This is a genomic window from Nostoc sp. XA010 (assembly GCF_020829625.1).
Classification (GTDB): domain Bacteria; phylum Cyanobacteriota; class Cyanobacteriia; order Cyanobacteriales; family Nostocaceae; genus Nostoc.
The window spans coordinates 1-25262 of sequence record NZ_JAIVFX010000052.1; the positions used below are offsets into that span (position 1 = coordinate 1).

At 41.1% G+C, this 25262-nt stretch carries 23 protein-coding genes and 1 pseudogene; 13 read left to right on the forward strand and 11 right to left on the reverse strand.

The window, feature by feature from the left end:
* Positions 1–320: 320 nt before the first annotated feature.
* The 4 genes from LC608_RS32785 (at position 321) to LC608_RS32800 (ending at position 3233) form a co-directional block, all read left to right on the forward strand.
* Complete coding sequence (locus LC608_RS32785; RefSeq protein WP_229557551.1) at positions 321–899, forward strand: HMA2 domain-containing protein; 579 nt, start codon at positions 321–323, stop codon at positions 897–899.
* A 331-nt stretch (positions 900–1230) separates the two neighbouring features.
* Positions 1231–1872: an HMA2 domain-containing protein gene (locus LC608_RS32790; RefSeq protein ID WP_229557552.1), complete on the forward strand. Its 642-nt coding sequence runs from the start codon at positions 1231–1233 to the stop codon at positions 1870–1872.
* A gap of 284 nt (positions 1873–2156) precedes the next feature.
* Complete coding sequence (locus LC608_RS32795) at positions 2157–2414, forward strand: hypothetical protein (protein ID WP_229557553.1); 258 nt, start codon at positions 2157–2159, stop codon at positions 2412–2414.
* A gap of 222 nt (positions 2415–2636) precedes the next feature.
* On the forward strand, positions 2637–3233 hold the full coding sequence (locus LC608_RS32800) for a DNA-directed RNA polymerase subunit alpha C-terminal domain-containing protein (RefSeq protein ID WP_229557554.1): 597 nt from the start codon (positions 2637–2639) through the stop codon (positions 3231–3233).
* Between the two features lie 58 nt (positions 3234–3291).
* Here LC608_RS32800 and LC608_RS32805 read toward each other — a convergent pair whose 3' ends face one another.
* The gene (locus LC608_RS32805) at positions 3292–3513 is read right to left on the reverse strand and encodes a hypothetical protein (protein WP_229557555.1); all 222 of its coding nucleotides are present in this window, start codon (positions 3511–3513) and stop codon (positions 3292–3294) included.
* 115 nt (positions 3514–3628) lie between these two features.
* On the opposite strand from LC608_RS32805, the gene LC608_RS32810 reads away from it, so the two are divergent.
* The gene (locus LC608_RS32810) at positions 3629–3772 is read left to right on the forward strand and encodes a hypothetical protein (RefSeq protein WP_229557556.1); all 144 of its coding nucleotides are present in this window, start codon (positions 3629–3631) and stop codon (positions 3770–3772) included.
* Positions 3773–3795: 23 nt separating this feature from the next.
* The gene (locus LC608_RS32815) at positions 3796–4092 is read left to right on the forward strand and encodes a hypothetical protein (protein ID WP_229557557.1); all 297 of its coding nucleotides are present in this window, start codon (positions 3796–3798) and stop codon (positions 4090–4092) included.
* 268 nt (positions 4093–4360) lie between these two features.
* Here LC608_RS32815 and LC608_RS32820 read toward each other — a convergent pair whose 3' ends face one another.
* Positions 4361–5155 (reverse strand): hypothetical protein, encoded by a 795-nt coding sequence (locus tag LC608_RS32820; RefSeq protein WP_229557558.1) that lies wholly within the window; start codon positions 5153–5155, stop codon positions 4361–4363.
* Between the two features lie 480 nt (positions 5156–5635).
* Here LC608_RS32820 and LC608_RS32825 point away from each other — a divergent pair, with 480 nt between their 5' ends.
* On the forward strand, positions 5636–8068 hold the full coding sequence (locus LC608_RS32825; RefSeq protein ID WP_229557559.1) for a PhoX family phosphatase: 2433 nt from the start codon (positions 5636–5638) through the stop codon (positions 8066–8068).
* Positions 8069–8392: 324 nt separating this feature from the next.
* The gene (locus tag LC608_RS32830) at positions 8393–9283 is read left to right on the forward strand and encodes a PstS family phosphate ABC transporter substrate-binding protein (protein WP_374108482.1); all 891 of its coding nucleotides are present in this window, start codon (positions 8393–8395) and stop codon (positions 9281–9283) included.
* Between the two features lie 39 nt (positions 9284–9322).
* Here the strand turns inward: LC608_RS32830 and LC608_RS32835 are convergent, their stop codons facing one another.
* The 4 genes from LC608_RS32835 to LC608_RS32850 form a co-directional block, all read right to left on the reverse strand.
* On the reverse strand, positions 9323–9850 hold the full coding sequence (locus tag LC608_RS32835; RefSeq protein WP_229557561.1) for a PEP-CTERM sorting domain-containing protein: 528 nt from the start codon (positions 9848–9850) through the stop codon (positions 9323–9325).
* Positions 9851–9992: 142 nt separating this feature from the next.
* On the reverse strand, positions 9993–13040 hold the full coding sequence (locus LC608_RS32840) for a beta-propeller fold lactonase family protein (protein WP_229557562.1): 3048 nt from the start codon (positions 13038–13040) through the stop codon (positions 9993–9995).
* Positions 13041–13487: 447 nt separating this feature from the next.
* Entirely contained in the window at positions 13488–14228 is a 741-nt protein-coding gene (locus LC608_RS32845; RefSeq protein ID WP_229557563.1) for a COG4280 domain-containing protein, read from the reverse strand.
* Positions 14229–14239: 11 nt separating this feature from the next.
* Positions 14240–15307: an ABC transporter ATP-binding protein gene (locus tag LC608_RS32850; RefSeq protein ID WP_229557564.1), complete on the reverse strand. Its 1068-nt coding sequence runs from the start codon at positions 15305–15307 to the stop codon at positions 14240–14242.
* Between the two features lie 87 nt (positions 15308–15394).
* On the opposite strand from LC608_RS32850, the gene LC608_RS32855 reads away from it, so the two are divergent.
* Positions 15395–15670 carry a hypothetical protein gene (locus tag LC608_RS32855; RefSeq protein WP_229557565.1) on the forward strand — a complete coding sequence of 92 codons (276 nt, stop codon included), beginning with the start codon at positions 15395–15397 and terminating at the stop codon, positions 15668–15670.
* A gap of 246 nt (positions 15671–15916) precedes the next feature.
* On the opposite strand, the gene LC608_RS32860 is transcribed toward LC608_RS32855, so the two are convergent.
* From LC608_RS32860 to LC608_RS32875, 4 genes are all read right to left on the reverse strand, one after another.
* Entirely contained in the window at positions 15917–17551 is a 1635-nt protein-coding gene (locus LC608_RS32860) for an iron ABC transporter permease (RefSeq protein WP_229557566.1), read from the reverse strand.
* A gap of 79 nt (positions 17552–17630) precedes the next feature.
* Positions 17631–18641, reverse strand: a complete 1011-nt coding sequence (locus LC608_RS32865) for an iron ABC transporter substrate-binding protein (RefSeq protein ID WP_229557567.1) — start codon at positions 18639–18641, stop codon at positions 17631–17633.
* 425 nt (positions 18642–19066) lie between these two features.
* Complete coding sequence (locus LC608_RS32870) at positions 19067–19258, reverse strand: hypothetical protein (RefSeq protein WP_229557568.1); 192 nt, start codon at positions 19256–19258, stop codon at positions 19067–19069.
* Between the two features lie 111 nt (positions 19259–19369).
* Positions 19370–21064, reverse strand: a complete 1695-nt coding sequence (locus LC608_RS32875) for an iron uptake porin (RefSeq protein ID WP_374108481.1) — start codon at positions 21062–21064, stop codon at positions 19370–19372.
* Positions 21065–21801: 737 nt separating this feature from the next.
* Between LC608_RS32875 and phnC the strand changes: the two genes are divergently transcribed.
* Genes phnC through phnE form a run of 3 tightly spaced genes read left to right on the forward strand, consistent with a single transcriptional unit; the run spans position 21802 to position 24493 of the window.
* Positions 21802–22599 (forward strand): phosphonate ABC transporter ATP-binding protein, encoded by a 798-nt coding sequence (gene phnC / locus LC608_RS32880; protein WP_229557570.1) that lies wholly within the window; start codon positions 21802–21804, stop codon positions 22597–22599.
* A 43-nt stretch (positions 22600–22642) separates the two neighbouring features.
* Positions 22643–23644, forward strand: coding sequence for a phosphonate ABC transporter substrate-binding protein (gene phnD / locus LC608_RS32885; RefSeq protein ID WP_229557571.1), 1002 nt, complete (start codon positions 22643–22645; stop codon positions 23642–23644).
* A gap of 24 nt (positions 23645–23668) precedes the next feature.
* Entirely contained in the window at positions 23669–24493 is an 825-nt protein-coding gene (phnE, locus tag LC608_RS32890) for a phosphonate ABC transporter, permease protein PhnE (protein WP_229557572.1), read from the forward strand.
* Positions 24494–24772: 279 nt separating this feature from the next.
* On the opposite strand, the pseudogene LC608_RS32895 reads toward phnE, so the two are convergent.
* Positions 24773–24958, reverse strand: a pseudogene (locus LC608_RS32895) (alkaline phosphatase PhoX); the annotation flags it as partial.
* 136 nt (positions 24959–25094) lie between these two features.
* Here LC608_RS32895 and LC608_RS32900 point away from each other — a divergent pair.
* Positions 25095–25262: transposase family protein (locus LC608_RS32900; protein ID WP_229557573.1), on the forward strand; the 168-nt coding region annotated here is incomplete at its 3' end.

Genomic DNA, 25262 nt, shown 5'->3' on the forward strand with positions numbered 1-25262 from the left:
GGGAAGACATGGTAGCCGAAGCCAGAGCAGAACTTGCTGATGAAAAAGAAACCCCCGTGTTTGAAGCGTCTGCCACCAATGGCGATAATGTCACCGATAATGGTGTGTAATTTCATCTGCCCATTAGCAAGTTAAAATATCCCGATATGGGACTTCCAATAAAAAAAAGATCAAATTAATAGGGTGCGTTACGGCGTTCTACATGATGCACCCTACGAAAATCGAATAATTTATTTTTTGGAAGTCCTTAATGCAAAAATTAAATAATAAGCCCTCTCACAACAAAAAACCACCATAATACAAGTCAAAAAGGCAGTTTTATGTTGACTAATGGTTATAGCACTTACAGTAAAATGCCGGAAATTATAGATAAAGCCAACTTCCATACACCACCAAAACCGATATCTACAAAAGTTGTAAGTTCAACCCCCGGAAGATTGCGGTTAAGAGTGGCTTATTCTCATCGTCAATCAGAAAAGATGCAAGGCATCGGCAAAGCTTTGTCAGCAAATTCTCACATTACTCAAGTTAAGACAAATGTCCATCATGGCAGTATTGTTATCAATCACGATAGTCAAGATGGCAGTCTGGAAAATGTGCTAGCAACACTTAAAAATTTAGGAATAGTTTTTGCTGATGTTACCAAGGGTAACACCGAGGCGGCAGCAGGAGTATCATCTGCGGTTGTTGACTTAAACCAGCGCGTCAAACAGTCAACAGATGGTGCTTTTGATCTGCGGATTCTTTTTCCTTTGGGATTAGCTAGTCTTTCGGTACGGCAATTACTTAATAAAGGGTTGCAGTTAGAAGTTATTCCTTGGTATGTTTTAGCATGGTATGCTTTTGATAGCTTTATTAAATTGCACGGAACTAGCCAAAAACAATCAACCAACGACTAATCAAACCAGTAAAAAGCTTAATTAATCTGCCAAGTTTTGATGGTTATCACCAGAACTACCACTAGCAATAAATTGGCCATTAAAACTGTTTACGATGCTGTTAAATGTTTTTGAAGTTCCCTTTGCCTACTGCTCTCTTTAACCTTTTTTCTCTTAATTATTAACAAAAGAGAATGTTAAAATAACTTAATCAAATAGATACAGTCCACAACTAGATTCACTACTAAAATAAAGTCAATGCACTTCAATAAAATGCTCTTGCTATAAGAACAAGCCATAAATTTATAAGCTTGGTTGCCTTTTTTGTTTTTTGAAATTAAAAAATAGTACTATGAGTTCTATAAAACCGTCTAATTCTGACAAAAGTGCTAGCTTTAACCTGCTACCACCAAAAAAAGTAGCTAAAAACGTAGGTAAGAAAACAGCGCCATCCCAAAAGATATTTTATAGCATTGTCCATACAACTCCTGGACGTATTCGTTTTCGTATTCCTCTGCTAGCTAGAGATACTGAGTATGGTGATCAGCTCAGATTAGCGATAGAATCCGATCCTAGAGTTACAAATTTCCGTGCTAACCCGAAAGCTGCATCTATTGTCATCAATTATAAAGTAGGTGTAATTTCAGATAATCAAATGCGCGAGCATCTGGTCAACCTGATTCAAATTGCCCAAGATGTAGTTGTGCCAAAAGAGGTAATGACAAAATCAATCGTGGGGACTATCTTTGATGCTCTAATCAACTTAATTGATAGTACACGCAAGATCAACCAAGCACGTAATGTTATTGTACATCGAAGAGTTAGGACAGACGTTTGGGAACAGATACTTTCTACCTCAAGAAGCATACTTAAGAGACTAAAATCTGTCACCATGTTTATCTTACCTAACAAGCGATGGCGATTACGTGGCAATGGCAAAGTGAACTCCCAGCCTTTGAAACTGAAATCTGCCAGCGAACCTGAACTTGTGTAGTTACTAATATGGTAGCTATTAAAATGATTCCTAGTTAATAGTAAGTGGCCCGGAAATAACTGGAATTCCCGATAAGTCATGAAAATCTATATTCTTTAGTCTTCAATCAATGTCTGGATTTGGAAATTTAAAACAAAGTGCTACTTACAAAGATAATCAAGCGAAGAATTGAAAAATTAGGTGATTACGATTCCCAAAGGGGAATTTTAATACTATAAATAGTAAATGTAAAAGCAATGTGAAAAAGCTAAGTCTAGATTTGTACTAAGGAGATTTTTTTGAATATGGATAACGACAATCAAATAGACAAAAATAATTTTCTCTACCAGCGCTATCGATATCTGGGAAAGTACACGCCTCAAAATCTTTTATTCAATGCTAATCTTCAAGAATTTTCTGAACGTGTATGTTATCTCTCTAATCTACAGACTTCGGGGAAAATTTCTTCGCAAAAATGCTATGAGGAAATTGAGTTACTCTGGCAGCAGTTAACACAGAGCTTTAAGGCGCTAATAAGTGATGAGTTTGACATAACTGAATAATTGTTACACTTGATTACTCCTGGTTTGCTAGTATTTTTTTAAATAATTTGTTTTAGGTACTGAAACATACACAACAAAATTTGCATAGTCCTGGGCTAACTCTGAGGAATTGTCCATCTTGTCAACGCTGTATACACAATGATATATTTGCTGTGTACACTGTTGACAGATTGGAGAGATATGGGGAAAAAAAGCAAGGAATCGCCTATTGTAAGCTTCCGTGTGTCACATTCTGTTGTCGAAAAGTTAATTACAGAAGGCAGATTGAAGCCTAGCCATATAAAGTCAGAGTTATCCAACTTAATCAAAAATGACTGGTTAGCCTCTGTTGATGCTGGTGTAGAACCAACCGTGAGTGTAAATACTGTTTATGAGCAACTAGCAAAAATAGATAGAGTTCTAGAAATACTTGAGGACAATAAGCCGAATGGCGTTGTTGATACCAATGTAAACAGTGTTGATAAAATTAGCTTTCCTCCAAGCTCCGACTCAATCTCGCCAGATAATCAGCTTGTAGAGATTGCCAACAGTAATGTACATCCCGTAGAGGAAATAAATGGGGATAATAAACCGAATGGCGTTGTTGATGAAAACAGTATTGAGTCATTGAATTTGAAAAGAAATACTTATAGGGCGCTTCTCGATGCACAAGTTAACACAATAGAAGATTTAAATAAATATGGTGTCACAGGCTTGCGAACGCTGAAAAATTTGGGAAATAAATCTGTATCTCAGATAGTTGAAGCATTGCTCTTGCGAGGGATTGAGTTACCAGAGTTACCAGAGTTACCAGACCCGGAACACACGCCTTCTCTGTGAGCAGTAATTCCGAAAGCTACGCGCTAGGACTTAATGAGCCGTTTTCAATATCCCAGTGTCAAAAAGGTTGTAGTCTGTGGGCGGTGATGTCGGGATAAGCATAGTTAGACGACATCACCTCAAAGATATCTGAAGGAAAACAACTAGCCAGCATAAAGCGCGATCGCCTTTTATACCCTGGTGACAGCTTGCGTAACTTTACCCCATTTAAGAACTCGTGGCTCGGAGTCGGACTTACTCGGAGTGGAGAAAAGCGGGATGCAGGATCTAATTGGCTCAACCAGTAATGTTCATACACGGTTTTGTAGCCGAGTCAGGGGGTGACTTCCTGGCTAAGGCATCCAGTTATAGTTATCCGCCGAAAATTCTACTCGTTTTGAAAAATCCGATTTGAGTTGGTAATTTCTTTTTATGTAATTAAGTTGCGATTTTTGGCGGAACTAGAGTTTACAAACCACCAGATATCCTTTGCCGATGCCAAGATAGGGCGATCGCATCTGGTACTTGCCGGAGTAAGTTTGTATATAGGCTTTGCCTGATAAGGCAACATTTAGGGAATTATATGGAATTTAACAAAGAGTTCGAGAATATACTTGATATCCCTGAAAACTCTATTACTTTACCTGAAAATTTTGATTATGAAATAGCTGAGTATATTGCTGAAATGGCACTAAAATCTAAAGAAATTGCACAAAAAGACTCTTCATATAATGGTTTTGGTCTTTTATTTAGAGAAAATAATATAGATTCAAAACAATATAAAAAATTAAGGGAAGATTTAATTCAGAATATAGAAAATATACTACGTGATTACTATCTTAACAAAACACGCGGATATCTAACGCCTAAAGATGAATAGCAGTAAACATGATTACTCGCATAAGACAGTAGATTTCAGAATTGCCTCAGTTTCTTCTATTGGATTAAGGTCTTCCCATTGTACAGGACGGCCGCATCATATCAATAAGCAAACTCTATTCTCAATAGAGTTAAAGCCAATATCATAACTTTTACTTATTGCGAAAATTTTAGGCGTTGGCGTAGCCCGCCGCAGGCGAGGATATTTGAAAAGTCTTTTTTTACTCCACTGCCAACTTTTCAAACATCCTCTAATTGTTTTACCTGAACTAATGTTGCGAATTTTGGCTATGCTTGAGTGCAGAAAATGCTCCTACAATTCCCAAAATTAGCAAACTGACTGTTGAACTTGTTTCAGGAATAGCTTGCACCTGATCAAGAAGCAGCCCTGAAATTATTGTTGGTTCACCTACATCTACAACCCCAACACCTAAAGTATATTCTCCATCAGTTGGTAGAGTAAAAGAAAAAGTTTTAAATCCGGTCTCTTCAAAAAAGTTGGAATCAGAATCTCTAGCCAAAAAATCTGTAGTGGTATCTGCTAATTTGAAAAATAAGTTTTGATAACTATTACTCACAGTTGCAAAAGCAAAATCATTAAAATCAGGATTTCTATTATTGCTAACTGATTCATCGGTGAGGAAGTTCCAAGCAAAAGATAAGGTTTCTCCTGCTTGTGCTGTGAATGTCTGTTTGATAGCAGAACCCTCAATTGCATCTGCTAGAAAGCCCTCTCCAAAAAAGGATGATACATCTAAAAAATTCTCTAATGAGTTCTCAGCAATGCCTGTGATATAGACAGCAGGAGAGGCATTTCCTCCTAAAACTTCTCTACCATTTTCGTCAACATCAACCACTTCATCATAAGCAGTTGATAGAAAAGCTTGAGAATTACCTTCTACTGTTCCGCTTCCGAAAGCTGAAGTCTCTACTCTGTAATCACCTAGTGTTTGCCAATTGTCAAAGCTATTTTCAAAACCACCGTTGATGATTGCAGCTAGAGCAGCATTAGGTAGAGTGAAAATTGCAAAGATACTAACAATAGAAAAAATAATCCTATTCATTATTTGCTCCTAATTTTCCGCTTCAACTTTCAATACTGTATTTACTGCAAAATCTATTTATACATTTCTCTATAACTCAAATTAGAATTCAGAAGGTTAACAAGATTTTAAGCAAACATTAAAAACAAGAAATTATCCAATAAACATCCTTAAGATATAAATATTTTTACTTCTTGCGATTGATGTTATTAGTAAAGGTATACCTACATATTTATAAAAGTTAATTAATATTATTTATGCCGAATAGTTAATTAAAAATTTAAAAAGAGTTAGTGATGTTCCTGATAAAAAATAGTAATTGTTGTATTTGCATCTATTTTTTATCAATTTCCTGAAAACCTGAGTGGCTAGATACAGCCAATAGTTGAAACATCTAATAATGATAAAAATGTTTCTTGTTGGCTATTAATCATTGTTAGAGAAGGAACGGCAAAAATTTTAGGCTAATGATTTTAGTTATTCCTAATAAGAGGTAAAATAATGACTAAATTTTCACGTAGACAGTTACTGGCTTTTTTTGGTGCAAGCGCTGGTGCAACTGTCCTAGCTCCGGCTTTTGGGGAAAAACTTTTGAGCGGTAATGCTGCTAATGCGGTTCAACCCTTAAAATTTACCCCAATTCGCTTGCCCCATCCTTTACCGATTTACACACAACAAACAAGCTACTTAGCAACAGGAATTGGGCAAGGAAATGTATTAAAACCCTCTGCTAATGCCCAGTTAAGTAGCTATAGCATAATAGATGATGTTGTGGTTCCACCGGAATACGAACGGTATGTGATTGTGAGTTGGGGTGATCGCGTCTTTCCAAATCAAGAAGATTACTTTGGTTACAATAGCGACTACACCAGCTTTATTCCCATTGATGGGAGAAGCCCCAATGATGGCTACCTTTGGAACAACCACGAATACATCTCCTACCCATTTTCTACAACTGTACCTGGCTTCTTAACTGATAGCGGTTTAGGAGGATTCCCCACATCTTACCCCCTAATTATTGGTCGAAATTTACCAGAAGACAGAACTAATATCGAAGTCTTAGGTGAATTCATGTATAATATCGGCGGCTCTGTTGTGCGGATTGCCCGCCCAAACCGCAGTGGACGCTTTGCTGTAGTGCGTGACCCGAATAACCGCCGTATCCACGGGCTTTCTGGTTTAGGAATTAATCGCGATCGCACTGATAATTATAAAAACATCACATCTTGGGGTGGCAGAAGTTACCAGCGAGGAGACAACAATTATCTAATTGGTACTGGGCCAAGTGCGACAGAAGTTTTCCCCCTCAGTTCTGATGGACTAGGTAACAAAATCATCGGCACCGGATTTAACTGTTCTGGCGGTACAACTCCTTGGGGAACTGTTTTGTCAGCTGAAGAAAACTTTCAAGCCAGTCCAAGTTCTTTTGTAGGAGTTCAGGAACTTGTCAAGCCCAATGGCACACAAACAAGCTACATCCAAGGCACAACAGGCGCTACATTTGGCTTAGTTGGCGAAAAATACGGCTGGATGGTAGAAATCGATCCATCAAATCAAAGTTTCCGCCCACGCAAACATACTGCTTTAGGTCGCTTCCGTCATGAAAATATTGCTGTGCGTGCGAAAGCTGGGAAACCATTAGTGGGTTATATGGGAGATGATCGGCGCGGGGGACACACTTGGAAGTTTGTCAGTTCTGGTACAGTTACAAATCCCACTGATAAAAATAATAGTCGCTTATTTGAAAGCGGCACTCTATATGTCGCCCGTTACAATCCCAACGGTACAGGGCAATGGATTCCTCTCAAACTAAATACGCCGACAAATCCAATTCCACCATCAACTCTCGCTTCTGTAGAAATTGCCGCATTGGGACAGGCTTCTAATAACGGTAATACTCGGTTACCTAAACGCAGTGGGATTTTAGGACAAACTGAAAATGGTGGATCAATTGTTGTCACGATAAAAACAGCTACTGATTCAGGCGGAACTATTAACTCTTATGGTGAGACTGAAGCTTTACCTGCTTACAAGGGTAAGAAGTTGTCAGATTTCTACACGAGCCAGGGTGCAGTGTTGGTAGATGCTTTTTTAGCTGCTAATCTCATCGGCGGAACTCCAACTGCTCGTCCTGAAGATTTGGAAATCAATCCGAGAAATCCTAACGAAGTCTTTATCGCTTACACAGACGGTGCGCCATCAGGAGATGGTTATCCTGATTCACGGATATTTGTAGTTTCTAAATACAGTGCGAAAGTCAACGCTGCTCAACCTTCAGGGGAACTTTTTAAAATTATCGAAGATAGTGCTGATGGTACAGGTGCAACCTTCCGTTGGCAGCGATTTGCTAAGGGTGGTGAAGCGGGAGCAGAACCCGGAGATGGCTTTGCTAATGTAGATAACTTAGCATTTGATAGCCAAGGTAACATTTGGGGTGTCACTGATATGTCTACTGAAGCGCACAATGGTTTCACCACAGGCGCTAACCCAGAAGTATTACGGATAGATCATCGGGTAGTAGGTTCTAACTCACCCAGCGCGGATGATTCTAATTTTAATGTTAGAACTTCTAACCTGATTGGGGTTTTTGGCAATAACTTTCTTTTCTTCATTCCCACCAGTGGCCCTGATGCTGGGGAAGTTGTACCTTTTGCTTATGGGCCACCACGCTGTGAGTTGACCGGGCCTACTTTCGTTGGCGATACATTGATTATTTCAGTGCAGCATCCTGGTGAAGAAGTTCCATTTACCCCTCAGCAAACTCTCAGCCGAGATATTGAGATTTTGAACTTGGATGGCACTTTGTTTACTCAAAAACGCAGTGTGCCTCGTGGTAGCAATTGGCCCAGTAATATTGAGGGGAATTCTGACGGGCCACCGCGTCCAAGTGTGATTGGGATTCGACGTAAACAATCAAGCGGTCGCTTTGTTTAAAAGTTAACCCTGTTTTGTCACTTTTGAAAAACAATAATCGAAGCTTAATTCTGAAACTTTGATTTGATAACGCTTTAAACTTTTATTTTCTAACAGTAACTAAAGTTTGTAGCCAAAAACTGAAAAGTCGATCTCTCAAAGACTTTCAGGCATTAGCTTCTCCCAAAGTGACAGAACAGGAATAGCGTGCAGCTAAAATGATTGCTGCTTGACGGTGCTTATCTACTAATGCAGAAGGCGTAGATCAAGATTCAGTTGCATTTGTAGTAAAAATGCGTGTACAAGTCAGAGCAATAAGATATTTGAGTGTAAGGGTCGATTAAGATTGACGGCTCTAGTACAGTATTTCCGATTTCAAAGGTGATGGCAGAAGCATTCCAGAAGTTAAATCCTGGTGTGCAATTCACAGTAGGAGTGTCAGGAACAGGCGGGGGATTTAAAAAATTCTGTGCCAATGAAACTGATATTAGTGGCGCATCTCGCCCGATCAATGCTGAAGAAATGCAGCTTTGTAAGCAAAATAATGTAGAGTTTGTTGAGCTACCCATTGCCTTTGATGGGCTGGCAGTTGTGGTCAACTCCCAAAACAATTTTGCCAACTGCTTGAAATTGGATGAATTGAAAAAGATGTGGGAGCCAGCCGCCCAAGGCAAAGTAACGAATTGGAACCAAATTAGTTCTACCTTTCCCAATCAACCCTTAAGTCTTTATGGGCCTGGCACTGAGTCTGGTACTTATGACTATTTCACACTTGCAGTTGTAGGTGAGGAAGGAAAAAGCCGCAGTGACTATTCTAAGAGCAAAACTGACACAGCTTTGGTGGAAGGAATTGCGGCTAATCCTAATGGATTAGGCTATTTTGGCTATGCCTACTACTTAGCAAATCGAGACAAACTGAAACTTGTGGCTGTTGATAGCGGTAGTGGTTGTCTACAGCCCAGTCCTCAAACGATCGCCGATTCTCGTTACCAACCCCTTGCTCGCCCCGTATTTATTTACGTTAAGAAATCGGCTGCAAAACGTCCTGAAGTTAAAGCTTTCAGCAATTTCTATCTTTCACCACAAAACGCCAATTTAACCCTCCAAGTTGGTGATGTACCCCTACCCAGCATCGCCTTACAAGCAGCCAGTGGTCGCTTGGATAGGGGTGAGACGGGGACTAAATTTGGCGGTAGAGGTTCTGTGATTGGCGTGAAACAAGAAGCTCTCAATTAGAGTGGAAAGGGCAATTTAGCTAACCTGATAGGTTAAGCTTTAACCTTTTTGTCTAATTTTCTTCATGAGCCAGCCAATGCTGCAAGCAATGAAACTGCCACCTAAGATTGTAGGCTCAGGAACTTGCCTATAAGTAACTTTACCTGAGCTAATTTGGATATTCTCGGCAGAAGTAATTGCAAAATCATATCCATTAATTTCGTATGTGATAGAGCTTGAAGAATTAGCTTTATCGGGGAGGACATATTGCAATCCAACAGATTCGATACCTGTTAAGAATGTGGTTGGAAATACAATGGGATATCCTGGATATCCAGTATCATCCTTTTCGGTGTAAATGTTAGGGTCGTTGTCGAATTGAAAATTTAGTGAGTTAACTATTGCTACCGGAATATTATCCTCACTAAAAGTTGAGTCATCGTAGCTAAAGAAACCTTCTCCTTTAGTTATAGAACTATCGACCGTGAAAGCGTAATTAATCAGTGCGGCAGATACTGATTTAGCTCCCACAATAGCAAAAATTAAGGCACAACTAGTAGCAAGCGTTAATTGCGAGACTAATTTCATATTAATTTCCCTCAAAATAAATTTCTGCAAGTAATTCTCATGAAAACTATGTAAATAGGCTTGATATAATTCCTAATTCTCTATGCTCTCCTAGCTCCTTTTTCAAGAAGCTAGGGAAAATCAAACCTGAATTTGATTAGTTTTAGTTTGCTTGAGCAGAGAGGTTATCTGTACTCAAACTCAATTTACCGAGTAGCTGCGCGCGATTTTGGCGAAGGTCGGCATGGCTGCGCTCTGTCGGATAAGGCACTTTGTCGCCTTGAATGCCGGTCCAAAGTACACGGTTGAATTTCTCAGGATCTAACTTATCTTCAACTTCAAAGTTGAAGCCTTGGGTTGCTTGCGCCCACCACTGTTTGTTATGCAGAGAGGGAATAGCTGCTGTCTTTTCTACATTCTTGTCTTGGCAAGCTGGTACTAGTTTGGGATCTACAGGATCAGCGCACAAGTTACCTGGAACGACAGCTTTATAGGAGTTAAAGTTTGGTTCTCTAGTGAATGCATCTGACATTGGTTTGGCATTGGCATCATTGATTCCTAAATAACCAATGTTCAGTAAATCTTCCATTGTCCGCACTAGGCTAACAGTGTTGTAGTTAGTGCTGACTAAGACCTTTCGCTTAGTGTAAGGCGAAATAATATAGACTACTGAGCGATGACTGTCAACATGGTCAGGGCCGTCTTGGGAATCATCTTCTACAATAACGATCGCAGTGTCTTTCCACAGAGGAGACTTAGAGATTTTTTCCACTAGCAAGCCAACAGCATAATCATTATCAGCCATTTGCAGTGGGACAGTATTCAAACCAGCTACGGCGTTACCGAAATCACCAAAGTGGTCGTGAGGTAAACGTACTAGTGACAAGTTGGGCAATTCATTCCTTGCCAGATAGCTATCAATGTCCCGCGCCCATTCATTGTATAGATAGATGTCAGCATTCTTCTGGTCGTATCCCCGGAAATAGTTGTCAGTTTTATCCAACAATACAGGTTTAGCGGCTACAGCTTGAGGAATATTATCAGCAGCAGGATTTGGAGAGATGGGGATGTAAAGCGGGTTGGTAGGATCTGGTTGTGTGGGATCTGCTTGGGTAGTACTGTAGCTGCCATCAAGGACGAAGAAACCGTAATTGCGTACAGTCTTACCAGCACGCAATGCTGCATCCCAAAGATAGCCGCCGATAGCGTTTGAATTCAGTTCACCATCGCCTGCGGGGGCATTTACATCTCGAGTTCCAGGCAAAATAGAAGATTTACCAGAGGGATCTAACACTCCCGTTACTCGTGTATTGAATTGGGAGGGATTAGAAGACGTTTGCGGTAGGGCAAGGTTGATTTTACGGTTAGTACCTTCGTAGTCGTAGGTCAAACCGTTAAACTCAGCGTTGCCATAAAGTACTGATTGAGTTTTTTCAGTATAATCAGTTGTCCTTGCATAAGTAGACCAGTTCCAGCCGACACCGCTTGACTCACCAGAATCATAGAAGTTATCAAAAGTCACAAAGTCAAGGGCTAACTTGTGATGGTTGGGTGAAATTGATTGTGGGAATAAAGTTAATGCTGGGTCGCCGTTGCCAACAGGTAAATCGCCGAGTACCTGGTCGTAGGTACGATTTTCTTTAACTACGTAGATAACGTGCTTAATTTTATCCTGTAAAAATCTCATTGTCCGGTCAGGACGGCGATTGTAGAAACCGTTGTTTCTGTCTACCTGTTCGGAAAGCGTAGCTAAAGTGCCACCTTTCGGAATTGGAATAACTGAGATTCCAGCTTTTTCTAAAGCCCAGGTATACTCATTTCTAAAAGTTGTGTTGCGTGCTAGTCCGGCTGGTGTTGTTTCGCCATTTGAAGGGTTGGGGCCAGAATTGCTCTTGGCATTGACAACGTATAGGTTTTGACCATCCTTACTAATGCTTACAGAATTGGGATACCAGCCAGTTGGGATACGTCCAATCACCCGACCAGATTGCAAGTCCACAACAGCAACAGCGTTCTCACCGCCGAGAGTCACGTAAAGCTGACGTTCATCTGAACTCAGCGCCACAGAGTTGGGATTTGCTCCTTTGTACCGATCGCTAGGTCGAGACAGATTGATAGTTTGGACAACGTTATTGGTATTTGTGTCAATGACTGAAACCGAATCACTATTACCGTTAGCTACATAAAGTCGCTTTTGGTCTGTCGATAGTTGCACCTTGTTTGGTTGGCTACCTACAGGGATACGGGTAATGCTTCCGGCAGTAATATTGACAGCAACCACCTCGTTATCGCGCTGGCTGGTAACAAAGACTTTAGCTGCCGCACCGTTTTCTGCACTTTTGATGGCTACATCAAAAGGAAATTCTCCTGTTGCTATGCGATCGCCTGGTCTAAAGAACTTAATTTCTCTGAGTACTTTACGGTTAGTAGTATCAACAATTGATATTGAGTCGTTCTCAAAATTAGCAGCTACTAAAGTTTTGCCATCTTTGCTGACATCAAGACCAGCTACAACTGCTCCTGTTGTCACAGTTTTAGCTGGTGTGTTCTTCAACAAACCACCATCGTAGCTAGGGAAGGGTGCAGTTTGTTCGGAATTGTGACCTAGCAAAATAAAGGGAGCATCTGGCAAGTACTGGTTGCCATTCGAGGCATAAGCATAAACGCGATCGTCAATGCCACCTGATACATAAAAGCGTGTGCCGTCTTTTGCCCAAGCTAGACCATTATATGTGTTGGGAATGTTAATCTGCTGCTGCTTAACCAACTTACCGTTGCTGACATCAAAGACAAAAACCCATTCAGCTTTTGAAGTTCTTGTCGCACTTGGTTTGCCAGTTAATGGGTCTAAGACCGGATAAGTGAGATCAGCACCATTTTGACTCCTGAAGTTTTTGTTATACCCACTGGTAAGCACCAGTAAAGTTTTACCATCGGGGCTGAGGGCTGTGGTTACAGCTTCGGCAGCATCAGCATTATTATCTATACGCAAACCAGTCGCCAAACGTGCAAACGTCGAGCCTGGGGCAGCTGCGGGTGTAATTACTTGACCTGTGGGTAGTAATGCTCCACCTTCAGGTAGATCACCAACACGGCTAGTAGCAAGCTGGGCCGTAACTATTTGTACACTGCTTACTACTATCACCACTGCGACCAGCAGGCTAAGTAGGAGATATCGCTTACGCTTGAAATTGAGCATTTGCTGTTTCACACATCAAAATTTCTTGCCTACGCAGCCAATACTCCTATTTACTAGTTAAGAACAGGATAAGGTGAGGTTACTTTCAGAGTAATTGGGATTGACGAATTAAAAATTTAGTAAGCTGTTACATATTTAATTTGTACATTTACCTGATGACTGATGACTGATGACTGTTAACCGTCAACAGTCAACGACCATCAAAAGTGTTTATATACTTTAGACGCGCATCAGTTTAGTACAGTACAGCATTTCATTAATTCGTAGCGAATTAAATTTGGCAATACCCTGCAATGCCAATGCATCGGCTAACAATGCTAATGCATCGGCTAACAATGCCAATGCATGGCTAACAATGCCAATGTATCGGCTAACAATGCCAATGCATCGGCTGACAATGCCAATGCATCTCTTTGCATTAAAAACGTTACGATTTTATGCAAAGCTGTACTTAGTCACTTAACCGATCGCTTCCTCTGGTTTTTGTAAATTAACTTGCCAGCGCCAAATTGCTGAGGCGATCGCCATACCCACACCCCAAGCTAAAGGCAACCAAATAATTGCCCAGTGACCACCAGGCCATTTCACATCCAATCCTGCACCCAGCCAGTAAACACCAAATCCCATCAGCAGCATTGCAGCTACAAATTTCATCGGTTTGACGGGTACTTGCTGGAGTGGCGCTCTGAATAATAAAGCAAATACCACTAAACCGAATGCCGCAAAACCAGCACCACTAATCGCTTCTAGCCATTCACCTTCGGCAGCACCCAAAGTCACAACTGCGATTGCTACTTCTACACTATCCAACAACGCACCCTTAAAGGTGGTGACAACAGCAAACCAGTTCCAGCCAGATTGATTCTCATCTTTTGCTAGTTGTTCCTCCAGGCTATCTTCCCCGCCACCTTTACGCTTTTTGGGAAGACCGGCATAATACCTAACTATAGAACGCGTCCACTTTTGCCCAAAAAGTAGTAGTAAAACTCCCGCCACAATTCTGAGAATATCTACAGGGATCAGCGTCAAACTTTTTCCTAAGACCAAAGATAGCAATAATGTCAAGGCAATGCCACCGCCTGAACCAACCAGGGCATTACGCCAACCTGCCAACCTGCCGACAACGATGACTATACCGAGAATCTCGACTAATTCAATTAAAGAGCTAGCAAAACTCGCTAGAACAATTTCCCAATTCATAATATTTTCTGTTAATTGTTGATTGTTGACTGTTGATTGTTGAACAACTTTAAATTGGCTGTGTTTGCTATTGACAGATTTACTTGTGTACCAATGGGTAAAGCTATGCTGGCTGGTGTTCGTGCATACAACTTCTTTCCAGAGGGAGTATACAAGCTATATCGATATTCATGTCCTAAAAAGAAACGTGTCTCAATCTTCATTGCACCATCACTAGTTGGGTGCAAAATAATGTCCTCTTCGCGGATCATTAAATCTCCTTTGTCTTGAAAAATCTTACTTTCCACGGCAAAACATCCAATTTCGGTTGCCCAGTAATTTCCTTGCAACTGCGCTGGCAGAAAGTTGGCTTGGGTGACAAATTCGGCTACAAAGCGAGACGCTGGCTGAGTATAAATCGCTTCTGGTGTGCCTACTTGCTCGAATTTGCCTTGCCGCATCACGGCTAATTGGTCAGCGATCGCTAGGGCTTCTTGTTGATCGTGGGTGACAAAGATACCCGATATACCTTTATTTTTGAGAATTGCTAACACTTCCTCGCGCAATTTCAGCCGCACTTGTAAGTCTAGATTGCTCAGGGGTTCATCTAATAGTAGAAGTTTCGGTTGGGGAGCTAAAGCACGGGCAAGGGCTACCCGTTGTTGTTGCCCACCAGATAATTCATGAGGATAGCGCTTTTCTATTCCTGGGAGTCTGACTAGCGTTAATAACTCTGCAACTTGTTGGCGGCGTTCGCTTTTTTTTACCGACTGCAAGCCAAAAGCAACATTCTCAGCCACAGTTAAATGTGGAAACAAAGCATAATCTTGAAACAGCATCCCAAAATGGCGTTGCTCTGGCGGCATCCAGTGACCATCACCCGCTACTAATTGTCCAGCAATTTCTACAGTTCCCGTCTGTGGCGACTCAAACCCAGCAATAATTCTAAGGAGCGTAGTTTTCCCGCACCCTGAAGGCCCCAATAACCCCAGAACATCCCCTGGTGCTAACGCTAAACTCACCCCAGCCACCGCCGGAGCATTCATTTGGGCAAATTTGAGGGTTACATTCTCCAACCGTAAAATTGCTGATGCAGCCATTGAATCATCCTTCTGTCTTAACTTAAAAGGGAGTGGGGAGCGGGGAGCAGGGGGAAATGAGGGAGATAGGGTATATCAAGGTGAGTTTTGTATTTATTACCACCTCTGAACTCGACAGTTGAGCCTTTTTACTCGACAGTTGAGCCTTTGAACTCGACAGTTGAACCTTTTTACTCGGCAGTTGAGCCTTTGAACTCGACAGTTGAGCCTTTTTACTCGGCAGTTGAGCCTTTGAACTCGACAGTTGAGCCTTTGAACTCGACAGTTGAGCCTTTGAACTCGACAGTTGAACCTTTTTACTCGACAGTTGAGCCTTTGAACTCGGCAGTTGAGCCTTTTTACTCGACAGTTGAGCCTTTTTAATCGGCAGTTGAGCCTTTTTACTCGGCAATTGAGCCTTTAAAGAAATAAATTATCCAAAAAAACGAACCACAGAGACGCAGAGAACACAGAGAGAAGAGAAATAGAGAGGATTTTTGCGTCAGTTTTGGGATATTTTTTTATTTGGAAGTCTCTAAACAAACCTCGAAAGCTGAAATCTCCTTCATCTCCCTTGCTCCCCCTGCTCCCCCTGCTCCCCCTGCCCCCTGCCCCCTGCCTCCCCTCCCATCAATCCACCTCCTTTTGCAAACTGCGGCGTACTTCTGGGACGAGTTCTTGATAGCGATTTTGAGACAAAACCAAGAATGTGGAACTAATGGAAATTACCAGCATGATTAATGCCGCCGCCGCCGCCTGACTGTAAGAGACATTTTCCGTTGCTTTCCAAATTTGGGTAGCTAGAGTATTAAAGCCAATGGGCGCTAACAGCAAAGCGACAGGTAATTCTTTAATTGCCCTCAAAAACACTAATGCAGCTCCTGCTAAAACCCCCGGAGTTACTAGTGGTAGGGTAATTTCTTTGAAGGTTTGCCAAGGGTTTCTACTTAAACTTTGGGCAGATTCTTCTAATTGAGGATTAACCTGAAGTAGGGAACTTCTTACTGTTCCTACCGACTGGGAAAGGAACAACACTAAATAAGCAAAAATCAGCATAGGCAAGGTTTGATACAACCAAGGCAGGTAATTCGCTCCCCAAAACACTAGCGAAAAGGCAATTACAATACCAGGTAAACCAAAGCCAATGTAACTACAGCGTTCGATGGCTGTTGTAATCCGACTAGGAAAGCGCACAGCCAAGATTGCTATTGGCAAAGCGCAACAGGTAGCAGCTAGGGCGGCCAATCCCGAAGCTAACGCTGAGTTCCAGGCGAGTTGTGTTAGTTGGAACCAAGAAAAAATTTGCTCTGCTTCTGGACTGGCCAAACCTTGCACCAGCCAGAACACGGTTACAGCTACAGGCAAGAATAAAGCCAAGCTAGTGACGGTGAAGCAAAACAAGATGGCAGGTATTTTCCAAACCCCCAGATGAATCAATATCGGTGCATAGTGGGACTTATTACCACGGGTATAGTAAACAGCCCGCGATCGCATTTTGTATTCCAGCCACAATAAGAGCAATACTAAACTCACCAGCATCAAAGCCAGCGCCGCCGCCTGATGGCGATCAAATGTATATCGGTATTGCAAAAAAATTGCTTGCGTAAATGTCTCAAACCGCATGACGGAAGTTGTGCCAAAATCCTGCAAGGCATTAAGGGCTACTAGCAATCCTCCCGCAACGATAGCTGGGCGTAACGCAGGTAAGGTAATGCGCCAAAAAGTTTCTCTTTGGTTACAACCTAAACTTCTAGCAGCTTCTTCCATTTTGGGGTCGATGCCTTGCAAGCCAGCCTGGATACTCAGCAGCGAGTAGGGATAGGAAAATAATGTCAGCCCCAAAATTGCGCCAGTCCAGCCATATATTTCTGGCAAAGCTTCCACTCCCAAAGGTTCTAGCCAGAGTTGCAACCAGCTACCCTTCGGGCCAAAAGCAGCAATCAAAGCAAAACTACCCACATAGTCAGGTATGGCTAAAGGTAGTGTTGTTACCAGTAGCCAAAATCGCCGCCAAGGTAAATCTGTCCGCAGCGTGAGAAATGCTAATGGTAGTGCGATCGCTGTTGTCAATATAGTGGTAGCTACAGCCAAACCAACGCTATTAAACAAAACTATCAGTGTGCGAGGACGCAACACCAAAGCCAATAATCCCTCTCCACCAACACCAGCCATCCGCATAACCAAATAAGTCAAAGGCAGAGTGATAGCCACAGCGATTAATCCAGCTGTAACTACCAAAAATAATGGTGGATGAGTTTTAGTCATTGGTCATTGGTCATTTGTCATAGAGAAGAGATTTGTCCCCTTGTCCCCTTGTCCCCTTGTCCCCTTACCTCCTGCCTATTTACAATAAATCGGCTTGTTGAATTAATGAGATTGTTCCCTTGAGATCCGATAATTTACTTAAATCAACATTGGGCGGTTGCAATTGCTTGAGAGGTAATTGCTTTTGCCCTACCGCAATACCTGTGACTAATGGATATTCGTAAAAACTTTCGGTGATGAATCGTTGGGTTTCAGGTTTGAGCATATAAGCCACAAACTTTTCTGCATCACTCTTTTGATCAGTGCTTTTCAGGACTGCTAAACCTGCGACATTAATCAAAGCTCCTGCATCACCTTTTGTATGGTGGATAGCGACTGGAAAATTGGGATTGGTTTTGGTAAACCGATACAGGTAATAGTTATTAACTAATCCCAAAGCGATTTCTCCCTTTCCTAGAGCTTCCACGATCGCACTATTTTTAGGGTAGGCTTTAACACCGTTAGCTTTCATGGCTTTCAACCACTCTAGGGTTTTTTGATCGCCCTCCATCAGTCGCATTGCAGTGAGAAAGGAGAGAAAAGAGCCGTTTGTAGGGGCCCAACCAACTTTACCGCGCCATTTGGGATCGCTCAGTTGCATTACACTTTTGGGCAGTTCAGTAGTTTTGACAAGCTTGGTATTATAATCAATCACCCGCGCTCTTCCCGAAATGCCAACCCATTGCCCTGAAGAAGAACGAAATTGCGGATCAACTTTGTTGAGTAATTGGTTAGGGAGAGGTAAAGTCCGTGCTTCTCTGGTTATAGCTCCTAAAGAACCGGCATCCTGAGCATAAAATATATCAGCACGGCTATTTTTGCCTTCTTCAATCAGAGCGATCGCTAATTCTGTAGAATCACCATAGCGGACTTCAATATTTAGCCCCAAATCTTTCTTCGCTTTCTCAATCAGAGGACGCATGATTTCTTCATCTCGCCCTGAATAAACTGTTAGTGTTTTTGGGGTATCTGCTACCGCAATTCCAATTCCCCAACCCAAAAACACAGCAGTAATTGCACCAGAGATTTGCCGCATTTGATGTGAAATCATTAATTAGCCTCGGATTCCAGATTCAGAATTACAGGTCAACGAAGAGGCAGGGGGAAGGGGGCAGGGAGCGGGGGGAATGGCCGCATCAAGAACTGCTGTGGAATGAAGGGGGGAACATGGGTCTGAGTTCCCCAATTCTATTAAGTGGTTCTCGTAAAGAGCGGGAAAGGTGTCGCATTCCCTTTCTGTTCTATCCCCCTTGCTCCCTGCTCCCTGCTCCCCTGCCTTTTTTCCAATTCATCTGACCAAATTTTGTCAATATTAATCACCTATAAAGGATTAACCCTTGATTTTGGTAAGGATAGGTTACGTCGAAGCTCTGTGCAAGTTAAATTTAGAACATCAAAAGGTTAAGAAAACTTGCTCATGCCTTTTACTCAGAACCGAATGGCACGCTTCTAAAGCTCTAAGCTATGCAACCTAAACTAAGTACAGCATTTCATTAATTCGTAGCGAATTAAATTTGGCAATGCCAATGCATCGACTGACAATGCCAATGCATCGACTGGCAATGCTAATGCATCGGCTGACAATGCCAATGCATCGGCTGACAATGCCAATGCATCGACTGACAATGCCAATGCATCGCCTGACAATGCCAACGCGTTCCCTTGCATTAAAAACGCTACGAAAGTTCAAAGCTGTCCCTCTCCGAGCCGGAGAGGGAGATTTTGCGTAGTAAAATCAGGGAGAGGTCTTTTTGATTGAGCTTAAGCAAAGACTTTGGGTTAGAAAGTAAAAGTAGTACGCACTACTCCCACATAGATATTAGAGTTGTTGCTGTTACCTTCAGGGTTCAAGATGGTGATTAATCCTGGTGTAATAGCAATGTTGTCATTCAGCTTATATCTATAGAAAGCCTCTAAATGATAGGAGATATCATCATCTTGGCGACGATTATTACCATTGACGAATTGATTGTCAGCAACGTAAGGCGGTACACCAAACACAATACCGCCAAAATTTCCTTCTCTACCCAAATCAGGAAAGCCTAGCTGAACGGCCCAATTCCAAATCTCTGCATTACTCCTAGCAACGGCTGTATTCTCAGCTTGGGCATTGGCGTAGCTGCCCCAAGCAGTGATAGTAAACTTAGGACTAAGTTTGTAATTTCCAGTCACACTATAGTTATTTACAGAAGTTCGCGCCCCGTTGAATGGGTTGTTGGCAAAACCAGTACCAGTACTACCAGTAACTCCGCTACCATCAGTGTAATAGGCGTTGACATAAGTAAAAGCCAAACTTAATTCTGAGGTTGGTTGGAAAGTCAGTTGACCTAATGCAGAGTAACTACCATTAAAAATACCTCTACCGTTACTGGGGTCATTACCAACACCCGATGGCACAACGTAACCAGCAGTTAGGGTGAGAGCATCATTTAATTTTTGATTAATGATGATACCTGGCCCTTCTGCTGCCCGATAAATTGGGTTATAACGCCCAAAACGAGATAGCGCACCGGAACCACTAGACTCGAAGTTGCGACTGAGAGCAGGTACTTCATCAATGTATTCCAACCCTTCGGTTGCGATGTTGAAGGTTGTGGAGTCGCTTACAGGGAAACGGTAAAACAGAGCTGATACGCTGACATTGTTGGATTCATTGCCATCAAACCCTAAACGAGTTTGGTTAGTTCCAGTTACGGCTGTATTGAATGAAGTGATATTTCTCGCTTGTAACCTAACTCTGAGGCGGTCTTTACCAGTGAAGCTACTATCAAAGTTTAACCGGACGCGATCGGCAAAAATCACATTTTCATTGAGTTCTGATCTGGTATCACCACGATTTTGAGCATCGGTGTTGATTGCTCTATTGGAGCCAAATGCACCAGCCAGTGCAAAAATTGCTTCTCCCCGCAGTTGAGTAGTTGTGGAGAATTGTTGCGACTCTAAAGTGGCGCTACGAGCTTCTAGAGCATCTACTTGACCTCGCACAGTTTGCAACTCAGCAGTATACTCTTTTTGCAGTTTTTGCAGTGTTGCTAGGTCTTCTTTTTTCAGCAAATCAGCCGTACTAGTAGCTATAAGTTGATTTATCTGATCTAAACAAGCATTCAAACCAGCAGCAAACTCATAGCGAGTCAAGGCACGATTACCCCGATAAGTTTGGTTAGGATAACCTGCAATGCAGCCGTATCGCTCAACCAGGGATTGCAAAGCCTGGAAAGCCCAGTCTGTAGGTTTGACATCAGAAAGCTGTGAAACTGAAGTTACTTGCCCGATATTCTCAGCATTGCTAAAACTGGATGGTTGATTTCTTGCAGGTGCTTGATTTAAAGGTGCTTCAGAACCCATCGCTGGTACTACAACTATAAATAAGCCTAAAATCGCTGGACTATATAACAAAGAAGTCAACCAAAAATTCTGCACGAATATACCCTCACACTTGGTAGAAATTAGTGAAAAATAAAAATTTACTAACATTAAATTTTCTGCTAATTGGAAAATTAAAAATATTAGCAAGATGGATTTAATTAAGTAGTGATTTTAACCTTCAATTCAAAAAATGATGTTAGAGAAGGAAAAATAATCTTTTAAAATAAAAATTCTTCCAAATCATCTGTAACAATATCAAAGCACAACTATGTACCATAATCTAGAGATTGTCTTGAAAGAAAAACAATTGTCATTTCTTTACCTGTTCTTAACTAAATAAATATTAATAGATTAAAGATTGTCTGTATTTTTAATTGAATCAATAATCAATCGTTAAGATCCAGCTAATAACATGTTGTTAATTTTTTTATAGGAATAAAACTTGTTTACTAAAACTTACGTATGACAGCAATACTAAATATGGATGATTTAAAAACCACATTTATACGTAGAGGCAATTCATAAATTGCCTCTACCAAAATTCAAGCAGGTATACAGTGTAAGCGTTTTATTCATTTGAAATGGATGGTTATTTAGACCGTGTTGTACTAATGCAAGGTAATTACAGGTTTACCAAAAATTAGTTTTTTATTAATTAAACCTTAATCAGAAAATGTATACAAGTTCATGTATTCTAAGTTTTAGATTATCTTGACCTATATCCAAAATTAGCTCATTAATTAGACTGATAACTCATAAATTAAATTATAAATTATCCTTTTCTTAACTATTTCTTAATTAGCAAATACTATTAATGTTAATCATAGACATCTAAATGTCAAAAAATGGCAAGTACAGTGGCTATCGAAGTTAATAATCTCTCGAAGACTTTCAAAGGTAAGACAGCGCTTAAAAACATATCCTGCACAATTAATGAGGGAGAACTGGTTGCGCTTATAGGTGCATCTGGCTCAGGCAAATCTACTCTGTTACGGCATCTTAATGGCTTGCACGTTGGAGATGGAGGAACAGTTTATATTTTTGGTTCAGTCCTACAGAGTAGCGGGAAACTCCACTCTAAAATTAGGTCTTTACGAAGCCAGATAGGTTGTATCTTTCAACAGTTTAATTTAGTCAATCGGCTAACAGTTATCGAAAATGTTCTCATTGGTAACTTAGCAAGATTGTCTATTTTTCGTTCAATATTACATTTATTTACCAAAGAAGAAAAAGTCCAAGCTCTTGCTGCATTAGAGCGAGTAGGCATTCTTGAACACGCTTATAAACGGGCATCTATGCTTTCTGGAGGGCAACAACAACGGGTGGCGATCGCTCGTTGTTTGGTGCAAGGAGCGAAAATTATCCTCGCAGACGAACCAATCGCCTCTCTAGATCCTGAATCAGCGCGTAAAGTCATGGAATTGCTCGTGCAGCTAAATCGCCAAAGCGGAATTACTGTAGTCGCTTCTTTACATCAGGTTCAAATGGTGCGTAGTTACTTTGATCGAGCGATCGCTCTCAAAGATGGAGAAGTTATGTTTGATGGCGCAACCACGGAGATGAATGATCACAAGCTCAATGAACTTTATGGCACAGCCGCCGAAGAACTCATTATGAGAGGACACGGTGAACTGGTAGTTTAACCCCAAAACACAGAATTTTTACTTACATCTCACAACTAAATTTATGGACAGAAGGTTATTTATTCAGCAGGCTTCTTTGTTTACTATAACTTTGGCAAGTGCCAAGATACTTTCAGCTTGTACTTCTAATGCTGATAAGAGTACCGCAGCGATTAAAGAAATTAACTTTGGTGTTTTATCTACAGAATCTCAAGCTAATCAAAAACCAATTTGGGAACCTTTTGCTGCTGCTATGTCTCAGCAAACTGGGATTCCCATTAAACCCTTCTATGTTACACAGTATGCAGCAGTCATAGAAGCTATGCGCTTTGGTAAAGTTCAAGCAGCCTGGTTAGGTGGTAAATCTTATATTGAAGCAGTAAAAATTGCTGATGCAGAAGCTTTTGCTCAAGTTGTAAGTGCAGATGGCGGTAGAGGCTACTATTCTCATTTAATTACTAATAAAGATAATCCCATCACTGCGGAAGCTATAGCAGCAGGTGGTGATAAATATGTGATTAAAAATGCCGCTAAACTCACTTTTGCTTTTAATGATCCTAATTCTACCTCTGGCTTTTTAGTTCCTAGTTATTATATTTTTACTGAAAATAATATTGACCCTAAGAAAGTTTTTAAACGCTTGATTTTTACTGGTAATCATGAAGCTTGCGCTCTAGCTGTAGCTAATAAACAAGTAGATGTAGCTACTGTCAGTAATGAAGCATTAAGTCGGTTAGAAAATACCAATCCTAAAGCTAGACAGAAAATTGAAATTATTTGGAAATCACCTATAATTCCTAGTGATCCGATTGTTTATCGTCGGGATTTACCAAATGATATTAAAAAGAAATTGCAAAATTTTTTCTACAACTACAAAGATGCTCAAGTTTTAAGGCAATTTAAAATTTCTGGTTTTGTACAGGCTGAAGATAAAAATTGGCATACAATTCGAGAACTAGAAATTGCTAAAAAAATCCAAGAAACTCAAGCTAAAGAAAATCTTAGTGAGCAAGAAAAGCAGCAAACAATAGCAGAACTAAATCAGCAACTCAAAGAAATTCAATAAAATTAGAGCTATGGGGAGAAAAAAGTGCACCCACAAAATCAGATAATTACTTACGCATCTCCTAATGTAGCAGCAATATTAGAGAAAGAAGCAAAGCTTGTAAATACCCAAAAAGTTTTGTTTCTTTTAGTGATTGCTGCTGTATTGATTTTTGCCTATACTCAAAGCGAGTTAAATTTCTTTGTACTTCTGCAACGGGGAGACAACATGGTGGAATATATCCGTTCATATTTTCCGCCAGACTTTAGCGATTTGAATTATTATTTCTCAGAAACCCTAGTTACGATATCAATGGGAATTTGGGGAACTTTAATGGCTGCGATCGCAGCTGTTCCTTTATCTATCCTAGCATCTAATAATATTTGTCCAATATGGGTTGTTCAACCAACACGTCGCCTATTAGATGCTATGCGGGCGATTAACGAAATCGTCTTTGCGCTAATCTTTGTAGTTGCTGTTGGATTAGGGCCATTTGCTGGAGTTTTGGCATTATTTATTCATACTGCTGGTATTCTGGGTAAACTTTTCTCAGAAGCAGTAGAATCAATTGAGTCAGGCCCGGTAGAAGGAATTAGAGCTACTGGTGCAAGTCAGATTCAAGAAGTAATTTATGGAGTAATTCCCCAAGTAATGCCTTTGTGGACTTCTTTCATTCTCTACAGATTTGAGTCAAATGTCCGTTCTGCTTCTGTGTTAGGAATTGTCGGGGCTGGTGGTATTGGCGTTTCACTATATCAGAGTTTTGGTTCATTTGAATACCAAAAAGCCTGTACAATTCTCATTATTTTGATTGTTACTACTGGTGTTATTGATTTACTCTCTGCCAAGGTGAGAGAGTGGTTAGTTTAATATGACGGTTAACGCTTAAAATCCTTTCTCGGCATTGATAAGATTTTGTCCTCCCAAATTATTCCTCTATTTGAAGTCACGGTAGGAGTTCAGCCAGGGCGATCGCTCTCTACCCTGACCAGGGCAAACGCATCTAAAGTATAAGAATCCTTTAATAGCAAGGGTTTCGGCGTTTTTAAATTTAGCCTATTTTTTCGTCAATATCCTTACCCAGTAAGGGTTTCAGAAATACCGTGCGTTCGCCCTGCTACCCTGACTGAGCTGAAACAGGAAGTAGGTTTACCAGGAGGCGGTGGTTGGCCAAATAGCGAAGGTTATTCCTGGGCTTTGCATGTTGACAAACATCGTCTGACCATCGGGAGAGAAGCAGACCCCAGCGAACTCTGATGTATTGAGGGCATTTTTGGCAAACTTGTAAAGACCGCCACTGGAAGTGATGCCCAGAATGTAATCCGTTCCATCCCCAGGGCAAACGCATCTAAATATAGTACATAAATACTAATAAAGGATAAAGGCAGCGATCGCGTGTGGTATGAAGGATAAACAATGAGGCATTGATGGTAAAGTCATTGTAAAAGTAACAATATTGCCCAAGGAAGGCGTGAAACTCAAGCCCAAAATTACAATTGCTGACCACTTTGGACAGATGTCAGATCCACGAATAGATCGCACGAAGCGACACAAGTTAATTGATATTTTGACTATTGCCATTTGTGCGGTGATATGTGGGGCGGATAGTTGGGTGGCAATTGAAACATACGGATGTGCG